Annotated in this window: 8 protein-coding genes and 1 pseudogene; 8 read left to right on the top strand and 1 reads right to left on the bottom strand. The window is 60.9% G+C overall.

Going from position 1 to position 11,060, the window contains the following annotated elements; translation table 11 throughout:
• Nucleotides 1–1,579: phosphogluconate dehydratase (edd, locus tag DBR24_RS10125; RefSeq protein WP_128614659.1), on the bottom strand; the 1,579-nt coding region annotated here is incomplete at its 3' end.
• Between the two features lie 220 nt (nt 1,580–1,799).
• Here edd and gap point away from each other — a divergent pair.
• The 8 genes and pseudogenes from gap to DBR24_RS34805 all read left to right on the top strand — a co-directional run bounded on the left by gap (nt 1,800) and on the right by DBR24_RS34805 (nt 10,949).
• The gene (gene gap / locus DBR24_RS10120) at nt 1,800–2,801 is read left to right on the top strand and encodes a type I glyceraldehyde-3-phosphate dehydrogenase (RefSeq protein WP_123467154.1); all 1,002 of its coding nucleotides are present in this window, start codon (nt 1,800–1,802) and stop codon (nt 2,799–2,801) included.
• A gap of 200 nt (nt 2,802–3,001) precedes the next feature.
• Nucleotides 3,002–3,529: an RNA polymerase sigma factor gene (locus tag DBR24_RS10115; protein WP_128614658.1), complete on the top strand. Its 528-nt coding sequence runs from the start codon at nt 3,002–3,004 to the stop codon at nt 3,527–3,529.
• 100 nt (nt 3,530–3,629) lie between these two features.
• Nucleotides 3,630–4,595, top strand: a complete 966-nt coding sequence (locus DBR24_RS10110) for a FecR domain-containing protein (protein WP_123467158.1) — start codon at nt 3,630–3,632, stop codon at nt 4,593–4,595.
• 122 nt (nt 4,596–4,717) lie between these two features.
• Nucleotides 4,718–7,303 carry a TonB-dependent receptor gene (locus tag DBR24_RS10105; RefSeq protein ID WP_128614657.1) on the top strand — a complete coding sequence of 862 codons (2,586 nt, stop codon included), beginning with the start codon at nt 4,718–4,720 and terminating at the stop codon, nt 7,301–7,303.
• A gap of 111 nt (nt 7,304–7,414) precedes the next feature.
• Nucleotides 7,415–8,011, top strand: a complete 597-nt coding sequence (locus tag DBR24_RS10100) for a biliverdin-producing heme oxygenase (RefSeq protein ID WP_128614656.1) — start codon at nt 7,415–7,417, stop codon at nt 8,009–8,011.
• A 163-nt stretch (nt 8,012–8,174) separates the two neighbouring features.
• Nucleotides 8,175–8,564, top strand: coding sequence for a YbaN family protein (locus DBR24_RS10095; RefSeq protein WP_128614655.1), 390 nt, complete (start codon nt 8,175–8,177; stop codon nt 8,562–8,564).
• Nucleotides 8,565–8,744: 180 nt separating this feature from the next.
• Nucleotides 8,745–10,043, top strand: a pseudogene (locus tag DBR24_RS34810) (cache domain-containing protein); the annotation flags it as partial.
• A gap of 150 nt (nt 10,044–10,193) precedes the next feature.
• Complete coding sequence (locus DBR24_RS34805; RefSeq protein WP_371921259.1) at nt 10,194–10,949, top strand: methyl-accepting chemotaxis protein; 756 nt, start codon at nt 10,194–10,196, stop codon at nt 10,947–10,949.
• Nucleotides 10,950–11,060: the final 111 nt, after the last annotated feature.

Raw genomic sequence — 11,060 nt, 5'->3', positions numbered from 1 at the left:
GGCTGACGTGAATCGCCGCCGGGATTTTCCCCGACGCGCCGGACATGCGCCCGTCAGTCACCAGCGCCACTTTGAAGCCGCGATCCTGCAGCACGCCAAGGAACGGCGTCATCTTGTGCAACTCGGGCATGCCGTTGGAGCGCGGGCCCTGGAAGCGCATCACCGCGACAAAATCCTTCTCCAGCAAACCGGCCTTGAACGCGTCTGCCAGATCCTGTTGATCCTGGAACACCATCGCTGGCGCCTCGACGATCTGGTTTTCCAGCGCGACGGCGGAGACTTTCATCACCCCGCGGCCAAGGTTGCCTTCCATCACCCGCAAGCCACCCTCTGGCGAGAACGCGCGAGCGACCGGCCGCAGGATGTTTTCGTCGAGGCTGTCGGTCGGGCCTTCACGCCATACCAACTGGCCGTTATCGAGGAACGGCTCCTTGGTGTACTGGCTCAGGCCGTGGCCGAGCACGGTGTTGACGTCTTCGTGCAGCAGGCCGGCTTCGAGCAGTTCGCGGATCAGGAACGACATGCCGCCAGCGGCCTGGAAGTGGTTGATGTCGGCTTTGCCGTTCGGGTAGACGTGGCTCAGGGTCGGCACGACTTCGGAGAGGTCGGCCATGTCCTGCCAGGTGAGTTGAATACCCGCGGCCATGGCGATGGCCGGCATGTGCAGGGTGTGATTGGTCGAGCCGCCGGTGGCGTGCAATGCGACGATCGAGTTGACCAGCGCCTTCTCGTCGACGATTTCGCCGATCGGCATGAAGTTGCCGTTCTGCTTGGTCAGGCGCGTGACCTGATGCGCGGCTTCGCGGGTCAGGGCATCGCGCAGCGGCGTGTTCGGGTTGACGAACGAAGCGCCCGGCAAGTGCAGGCCCATGACTTCCATCAGCAACTGGTTGGTGTTGGCGGTGCCGTAAAAGGTGCAGGTGCCCGGGCTGTGGTAGGACTTCATCTCCGATTCCAGCAGCTCTTCACGGGTCGCCTTGCCTTCGGCGTACTTCTGCCGCACGTCGGCTTTTTCCTTGTTGGAAATCCCCGAGACCATCGGTCCGCCCGGGACGAAGATCGTCGGCAGATGACCGAAACGCAGCGAACCCATCATCAGGCCCGGGACGATCTTGTCGCAGATGCCGAGCATCAGCGCGCCATCGAACATGTTGTGCGACAGCGCCACCGCCGTGGACATGGCGATCACTTCGCGGCTCGGCAGGCTCAGCTCCATGCCCGGCTCACCCTGGGTCACGCCATCGCACATGGCGGGCGTGCCGCCGGCGAACTGGCCGACCGAACCGATTTCGCGCAGGGCATTCTTGATCTGTTGCGGAAACACTTCGTATGGCTGGTGCGCCGAGAGCATGTCGTTATACGACGAAACAATGGCGATGTTCGCCGAGTTCATCATCCGCAGGCTGTGCTTGTCTTCGCTGCCGCACCCGGCCACGCCGTGGGCGAAGTTGGCGCATTGCAGTTTGCCGCGCATCGGCCCGTCAGTGGCGGCGCCGCGAATCAGTGCAAGGTAAGCCTGACGCGTGGCGCGGCTGCGGGCGATAAGCCGTTCGGTGACCTCAAGGACGCGGGGATGCATGTGTAGAACTCCAGGCTAACGGATGTGGCGACCTGATTGTCTATGCTGATCAAACGCCGTTGTTGTTGGAATGACAGACGGCTTTTTTGACCATTCGGACCAGTTGATTCAGGTCACTCGTTGTAGATAAAACAAAATATTGCCACTAAAAAGGCTTGTTTTCTATTTTTATGCGAATAATCTTGTAATTCCAACAACAAAACGACGGCGGCGCTGTTCAATGACTCTTCGAATCGCAATCAATGGTTTTGGCCGCATCGGCCGTAATGTCCTGCGCGCACTGTATACCCAAGGCTATCGACAGGATTTGCAGATCGTCGCCATCAACGATCTGGGCGACAGCTCGATCAATGCCCATCTGCTCAAATACGACACCGTTCACGGCACGTTCGACGCGCAAGTCGAGCATGACAATGAAAGTCTGACCGTCAACGGCGACCGCATTGCGGTCAGCGCGATTCGCAACCCGGCCGAACTGCCATGGGCGGCGGAAAAGATTGATGTGGTGTTCGAATGCACCGGTCTCTTTACCGATCGCGCCAAAGCGGCCGCGCATATTACGGCCGGCGCACGCAAAGTGATCATCTCGGCCCCGGCCAAAGGCGCCGACGCCACCGTCGTTTATGGTGTTAACCACGACATTCTGCGCCAGTCGCACCAGATCATCTCCAATGCATCGTGCACCACCAACTGCCTGGCGCCCGTGGCGCAGGTGCTGCACCGCGAGCTGGGCATCGAAAGCGGTCTGATGACCACCATTCATGCCTACACCAACGACCAGAACCTGACCGACGTCTACCACACCGACCCGTACCGCGCACGTTCGGCCACGCAGAACATGATCCCGAGCAAGACCGGCGCCGCTGAAGCGGTGGGCCTGGTGCTGCCGGAACTGGCGGGCAAACTGACCGGCATGGCCGTGCGTGTACCGGTGATCAACGTATCGCTGGTGGACCTGACCGTGCAGCTGAAAAAGGAAGCCAGCGCCGACGAAGTCAACGCGCTGATGAAAGCGGCCAGCCAGCACTCGAAAATTTTGGGTTACAACACGTTGCCGCTGGTTTCCAGCGACTTCAACCACAACCCGCTGTCGTCGATCTTCGACGCCAACCACACCAAAGCCAGCGGCAAACTGCTGAAGGTGCTGGCGTGGTATGACAACGAGTGGGGCTTCTCCAACCGTATGCTGGATAACTGCCTGGCGCTGTGCAACGCCGAGTAATCTCAAGTAATCCCCCTATCCCTGTGGGAGCGAGCTTGCTCGCGAAAGCGGTGGGTCAGTCGCTAGTTGAATTGGCTGACACTACGCCTTCGCGAGCAAGCTCGCTCCCACAGGGTTTCGATTTCAATTTGAAATCAACACTTGACCATTGAGCTAGATGATAAATATTATCATTCGCTCAAAATGGATCAGGTTCCCCCGTGAGTCAGTCGCGCTTCCACCACGTCTTCCTCACGCAGCGCACTTCGCTGCTGCGTACGCTGGAACGGATGGTCAACAACCACAGCACCGCCGAAGACCTGCTGCAGGAAACCTACCTGCGCGTGACGCGGGCGTTGAGCGAACGAACCGTCGATCACCTCGAACCTTTTGTCTTCCAGACTGCACGCAATCTGGCGCTGGATCATTTGCGTGCGCGCAAGATTCACTCGCGAACCATGGTCGACGACGTGCCGCAGGATGTCGTGCACAGCGTCGCTGCCCCTGCCAGCAGCGCCGAAGACGCCGCCCACGCCGAACAATTGCTGGAGCGTCTGAACGTGAGCCTCAGTCAACTCAGCCCCCGCCAGCAGCAGATTTTCATCCTCAGCCGCCTGCACGGGCACAGCTATCAGGAAATCGCCGACGAGTTGAACGTATCCCTCAGCACCGTGCAGAAGGAACTCAAGCTGATCATGTCGATCTGCATCGGTGTCGCTGAACGACACGACAGCAGCGGCAAGCTGTAAGCTTCAGGCCCCAAGTAAAAACCAAAAGCAGTACACGCATCTGACTTGCAGCTTGCGGCTTGAAACTTGAAACTGCTTTGCAAAAGCTCGAGGACACACCGTGACGGACACCCACCGCCCGCCTTCGCCCGCAACGGCGCAGGACGCCGCCCGTGCAATGGACCAGGCTCTGGACTGGCTCATCGTGCTCGGCAGCCCGGACGAGGAGCAGACCCGGCAGTTCCACGCCTGGCTGGCGGCCGATCCGTTGAATGCCGAGGCGTTCGCCAAGGCTCAGGCGATCTGGGATGGCCCGCAAGTGGTGCAATGCGCGCAGAGTCTCGCTGCGCAGCCTGCAAAAATCACTGTCCTCAAACGTCTGCGTCCGCACTGGAAACCATTGGCCACCGCCGCCGTGCTGATCCTCGGCCTGTTCAGTTTCAGCAACCTGCCGATGCGCCTCCAGGCCGATCACCTGACCGTGGTCGGCGAGCGTCAGCGCCTGCAACTGGAGGATGGCTCCAAGGTGCTGCTCAACACCAACTCCGCATTCTCCAGCACCATCAACGAGCGCCAGCGAGTAGCACGGCTGTATCAGGGCGAAGCGTTTTTCGAGGTCGCCGCCAACCGTGCTCAGCCACTGGAAATCGACGCCGGCCCGGTACAGGCCAGCGTGCGCGACACCGCGTTCGCCGTGCGTTATCTGGACGGCGTGGCGCAGGTCAATGTGCAACGCGGCGATGTCGATCTGCGCGCCACCCACAACGATGCACGGGTGCGGTTGTCCGCCGGGGAGAGCATCCGCATCGGCCCCAACGGTTTTGATCGCCCGGCCAAGCTCGATGCCACCACCGACCTGGCCTGGGTCCAGGGCCGGCTGGTGTTCGAGAACTGCCCGTTGAATCAGGTCCTGGCGGAACTGCGCCGCTACTACCCGGGCTGGATCATCAACACCAACGAGGAGCTGGCCGACGTCAACGTCACCGGTAACTATCGCCTCGACCAACCACTGGACGCAGTGCGCTCCCTCGCCCACATCACATCGGCGCGCCTGCAGGAATTCCCGGCGCTGGTGATCCTGAACTAAATGAGAATTATTTTTACTCGATAGCGAAAGTCCGTTCGTCTCGTTATAGCCAATGCAATTGATTCGCATCTTCTGATGCGGATCAGCACCTATAAAGATTCGTGCGACACGGAGCGCTATCGATGTCCTCTCGCCTTACCCGCCAGACTGCTTCCCCTTCCCGCGTATTGTCGCTGCTGACGGCCGCCATCCTCATGGCCGGCACTGCACCGCTGATGGCTGCCACCGAACAACCGGCGCGCAACATGGGTGATTATTCGTTCTCGATCGGCCAGCAACCGCTGGTGTCGGCGCTCAATGCCTTCACCGCCGTGACCGGTTGGCAGGTCGGCTTGCCGGCAGAACTGGGTCAGGGAGTGTCCTCGCCGGGCGTGCGTGGCTCGCTGCCACCGGAAAAAGCCCTGGAGCGTCTGTTGGTGGGGACCAATCTGAGCTTCCGCAAAATCAGCAACAACAACGTCGTACTGGAAAAACGCAACGCCAGCGGCACGCTCAATCTGGATCAGGTGACCATCAGCGCCACCCGTCAGGAGCAGTCGGTCAACAGCGTGCCGGCCACTGTCACCGTGCAGACCCGCCAGGATCTGGACCGCAACAACATCAACACCATCAAGGATCTGGTGCGCTACGAACCGGGCGTGTCCGTCGGCGGTGCCGGTCAGCGCGGCGGCATCAGCGGCTACAACATCCGTGGTATCGACGGCGACCGCATCCTGACCCAAGTCGACGGTGTCGAAGTGCCGGACGGTTTCTTCAACGGCCCGTACGCCAAGACCCAGCGCAATTACGTCGACCCGGAAATCGTCAAACGCGTGGAAATCCTTCGCGGCCCGGCCTCGGTGCTGTACGGCAGCAACGCCATCGGCGGCGCCGTCAGCTACTACACCCTCGACCCGGACGACATCATCAAGCCCGGCAAGGACGTCGGCGCGCGCCTGAAAACCGGCTACAGCTCGGCCGATGACAGTTGGCTGAAATCCGCCACCGTCGCCGGCCGCGCCGAGCAGTTCGACGGCTTGCTGCACTACAGCCAGCGCGACGGCCATGAAACCGACTCCTACGGCAGCAACAACGGCACCGGTCTGCAACGCACCGCCGCCAACCCGGAAGACGTCAACGCCTACAACGTACTGGCCAAGATCGGCTGGAACTACAACGAAGATTCGCGTCTGGGCCTGACCTACGAAAAGTACAAGGATGATCGCGACACCGATCAGAAAAGTGCTTATGGCGGGCCGTACTTCAATGGCGCACCGACCATTCCGAACAGCGTACTGCCCGGCGGCATGTACCAGTGGCGGACCGGCAACGACACCATTACCCGTGAGCGTTTCGGCATCGAACACTCGTTCGCCCTCGACAGCCTGCTGGTCGACAACGTGAAGTGGAGCCTCAACCACCAGATCGCCAAGACCGACCAGAGCACCACCGAGTTCTACTACCCGATCACCCGTAAAGTGCTGCGCACCCGTGACACCCTTTACGAAGAAAAGCAGTGGGTGTTCGACGCTCAGCTGGACAAGGCCTTCGCCATCGGCGAGACCGATCACGTCCTGACTTACGGCACCACCATCAAGCAACAGAAAGTCACCGGCTCGCGCAGCGGCAACGGCACGTGCCTGGCCGTCGGTCGTGGCTGCACCGCCATTGGTGCGACCAGTAGCGCTGACGTGCTGGCCAAGGCTACCGACTTCCCGGACCCGACCATCAACACCTACAGCGTGTTCGCTCAGGATCAGATCAGCTGGAACAACTGGACCTTCCTGCCGGGCCTGCGCTACGACTACACCCAGCTCAAACCGCACATCACCCAGGAATTTCTCAATACCGTGGCGGCTGATGGCCAAGGCACGGTCAGCGACGAGAACAAGACCTGGCACAAAGTCTCGCCAAAATTCGGCCTGACCTACGCCCTGAGCGACCACTACACCTGGTACGGTCAGTACGCCGAAGGTTTCCGCACGCCGACCGCGAAAGCCCTGTACGGCCGCTTCGAAAACACCACCACCGGTTATAGCGTGGCGCCGAACCCGGACCTCGAACCGGAAAAAAGCAAAAGCTACGAAACCGGTCTGCGTGGCCAATTCGAACAAGGCTCGTTCGATGTGGCGGTGTTCTATAACAAGTACCGCGATTTCATCAACGAAGACGCTGTGACCCCGGGCCGCAACGAACTGACGTTCCAGTCGGCCAACATCAAGCACGCCACCATCAAGGGCGCGGAAATCAAAGGTCGCTTGAATCTGGATGCGTTTGGCGCGCCGCAAGGCCTCTACACCCAGGGCTCGATCGCCTACGCCTACGGTCGCAACAACGACAACGGCGAGCCACTCAACAGCGTCAATCCGCTGACCGGCGTGTTCGGCCTGGGTTACGACCAGGACCACTACGGCGGCCTGCTGAGCTGGACCGTGGTGAAGAAAAAGGACCGCGTCGACGACAGCAACTTCAAGTCGCCGGATGGCGTCAGCAGTCAGTTCAAAACCCCGGGCTTCGGCATTCTTGATCTGGCCGGGTACTACAAAGTCACCGACGACGTCACTGTCAGCGGCGGCATCTACAACCTGACCGACAAGAAATACTGGCTGTGGGATGACGTGCGCGGTTACGACAGCGTCGGCGAGGCCTCGGTAACGCAACCGGCCAACCTTGATCGCCTGACCCAACCGGGCCGCAACTTCGCGATCAACCTGATCTGGGACATCTGATCCAGTCAACCTCACGGCGTGTGTTCAGGCACCGCGCCGTGAGGTTTTTTTACGCTTGCACGTTGCCTTGTTCGTCTCGTTATCAAGCGCCTCTTTTATCAAGGACATGTCATGACCATTTCGGAAAAAGCCCTGCGTTCACAACGCCTGAACCAGATCACCCACGAGCCGCACAGCAAGCTCGACGCCCTGGTCAAAGCCCACGCGCCGTTCGAGACCCGCGCCAGCTTCGCCCGTTTTGTGGTGGCGCAGTACCTGTTCCAGTCGGAACTGGTCGACCTCTACAACGACGCTGAACTGAGCGCCATCGTTCCGGATCTGCCGGCCCGTTGCCGCGCGGAAGCGGCCAAGGCTGATCTCGCTGATCTGGACACCGAAGTCCCGGCGCCAGTGGCGGGTGCCGTGGCCAACCCGAGCAAGGCCCGCGCCCTGGGCTGGCTGTTTGTTTCCGAAGGGTCGAAGCTCGGCGCGGCGTTCCTGATCAAGCGCGCCGTCGCGCTGGAGCTGAGCGAAACCTTCGGTGCCCGTCACCTCAGCGAGCCAGAAGGCGGCCGTGCCGAAGGCTGGAAGCGCTTTGTGCGTACGCTCGATTCGCTGCAGTTCAGCGCTGAAGAAGAGGCTGAAGTCGAGCAAGGTGCACTGGATGCGTTCAACCGCTTCACCGTGCTGCTGGAACAGGCTTACGCCACCGAAGCAGAACCGGCCTGACTGACACAACACAAGACCCTGTGGGAGCTGGCTTGCCAGCGATGGCGATAGATCAGTCAATACGATGTCGACTGTCCCACCGCTATCGCTGGCAAGCCAGCTCCCACAGGGATCTGTGCAAGCCTGTAGAATCCCCGTTTCGCCTCACTGCAATCCCGAGCCCATGCCGCAACCCGCCTCCTCGAAACTCGCCCGCCTGCTGTTCGGCCTGCTGGCCTACGTCAGCCTCGGCATTGGCCTGATTGCCATCGTCGTGCCCGGCCTGCCGACCACCGAGTTCATCCTGCTCGCCGCCTGGGCCGCGACCCGCAGCTCGCCGCGCCTGAGTGCCTGGCTGGAAAACCATCGGCTGTTCGGGCCGATCCTGAGTAACTGGCGCAACGGCAAGATCATCGCGCGTAAAGCCAAGGTCAGCGCCACGGTCAGCATGGTGCTGTGCGCGACACTGATGCTGATCATGCTCGATGACGGCTGGCCGGTTTACCTGGCGATTGCCGGGATGAGCCTGGGCAATCTGTGGATCTGGTCGCGCCCGGAATCTATCCCTGCCTGATTCCCTCGCCACAAAAGCCTCATCAGCACAAAAACACTCCGGCGTTCATCAGCCTGAAACTTCCCTGTAATTAATCGCCTTTTCAGCACAATCCCCTGCGCAAACGTTTAGCGCTGACCGTTCGTCGGCAACGTCCTCATGCACCTGCGCCAGGCGCCGATGTGCATGGCATGGCGCTGAATGGATTTGGCGAAACGGGTCGTGCGTACCCGAAGCCACCCGTTTATTCATTCACGAGATCGCCCCATGTTCGACTCTCTCTCCATTCGCCTGAAAATCGTCCTGCTCTCCGGTCTGTGCCTGCTCGGTGTGGTCGCGTTGATCGTCGGCATGAACATTTACCAGACCAACCAGAACGACGAACTGGTCAGCGACTCCAGCAACAAGTTGCTCACCGCCAGCGTGCAGAACCTGTTGCAGGCCAAGGCTGCGGAACAAGCAGTGCGGGTGCAGAAAACCTTCGGCGAAAGCCTGACGGTGATCACCGCCCTCGCCGACCAGATCAAGGACATGCGGGTGATGGCCGCCAAGCGTTCGCTGGACGCCGGCACCCTGCGCGAAGAGCTGAACCTGAGCCTGAAAACCGCCTTCGAGCGCAACGACAAAGTGCTCGGCATCTGGCTCGCCTTCGAACCCAACGGCCTCGACGGCAAGGACAGCGAGTTCGTCAATGACGCCGCACGCCAGTCCAACGAAGCCGGGCGTTTCGCGACGTATTGGAGCCGCGCTGCCGGCTCGGCGCTGAACACGATCATGGTCGAAGAAGACATGACCAAGACCACCCTCAGCCTCAGCGGCACGCCGTACAACAGCTGGTACACCTGCCCTCGCGACAATAAGCGTACCTGCCTGCTTGACCCGTACGCCGACACCGTCGGTGGCAAGGAAATGCTCATGACGACCATTTCCGTGCCGCTGATCGTCGACGGCAAGGCCATTGGCGTGGTCGGGGTCGACATCGCCCTCGACGCCCTGCAAGCGGCCGCCGTGGATTCCCAGCGCAACCTGTTCAACAACGCCGGGCACATGCTGATCGTCTCCGGCAGCGGCGTGCTCGGTGCCGACAGTTCCGACGCAACCAAGGTCGGCAAGAAAATCACTGACACCCTCGGCGCCGACGGCAAGGACCTGCTGCAACTGATCAACAGCGGCACACCGAAGATTCTCGAACAGGGCGAGCTGATTCGCGCCGTGTATCCGGTCGACCCGATTGGCAACTCGCGGGCCTGGGGCGTGGTCATCGACCTGCCGAAACAGGTGCTGCTGGCCGACTCGGTCAAGCTGCAAGCGGTGCTCGACGACGCGCAGGAAACCGGTGTGATCACCGCGCTGCTGGTCGCTGTGGTCGCCGGCCTGATTGGTCTGCTGCTGATCTGGCTGACCGCGTCCGGCGTCACCCGGCCGATCAACAGCGTTGCCGAAATGCTGAAGAACATTGCCAGCGGCGAAGGCGATCTGACCCAGCGCCTGAACTACAGCAAGAAAGATGAACTGGGCGAACTGGTGAACTGGTTCAACCGCTTCCTCGACAAGCTGCAACCAACCATCGCCCAGATCAAGCAGAGCATCACCGAGGCCCGGGGCACCGCCGATCAGTCTTCGGAAATTGCGCGCCAGACCAGTGAAGGCATGCAGGTGCAGTTCCGCGAAATCGATCAGGTCGCCACCGCGTCCAACGAAATGAGCGCCACCGCCCACGATGTCGCCAACAGCGCCTCGAACGCCGCCAACGCGGACAAGGGTGCCGATCAATCGGCCAGGGACGGCATGTCGATCATCGAACGCAGCACCCGCGACATCAATCAACTGGCCGACGAAGTCAGCAAAGCGGTGACCGAAGTCGAAGCGCTGGCGGTCAACAGCGAGCAAATCGGCTCGGTGCTGGAAGTGATCCGCAGCATCGCCGAACAGACCAACCTGCTGGCCCTGAACGCCGCCATCGAAGCGGCCCGCGCCGGTGAGAGCGGCCGTGGTTTCGCGGTGGTGGCCGATGAAGTGCGCAACCTCGCCAAACGCACCCAGGATTCGGTGGAAGAAATCCGCATCGTCATCGAGCGCATCCAGACTGGTACCCGTGGCGTGGTCGCGACCATGCACTCGAGCCAGACCCAGGCCCACAACAACGCCGGGCAGATCCGTCAGGCGGTGGACGCACTGGGCAAGATCAGCGATGCGGTGACGGTGATCAGCGACATGAACCTGCAGATCGCCAGCGCCGCCGAGCAGCAGAGCGCGGTGGCCGAAGAGGTCAACCGCAATGTCTCGGCGATTCGCACCGTCACCGAGACACTGACCGAGCAAGCCACTGAGTCGGCAGCGATCAGCAGCCAGCTCAATGCACTGGCCAGTCAGCAGATGAAATTGATGGATCAGTTCCGCGTATAAGCCACACCGTTGAACCCTGTGGGAGCGAGCTTGCTCGCGAATGCGGTCTGCCATTCAATGATGATGTTGAATGTGATGACCTCTTCGCGAGCAAGCTCGCTCCCACAGTGG

Source organism: Pseudomonas sp. HMWF006 (genome assembly GCF_003061205.1).
GTDB classification, from domain to species: domain Bacteria; phylum Pseudomonadota; class Gammaproteobacteria; order Pseudomonadales; family Pseudomonadaceae; genus Aquipseudomonas; species Aquipseudomonas monsensis.
Note: the sequence above shows the minus strand (reverse complement) of the source record. Positions and strands in the feature narration are given on the sequence as shown.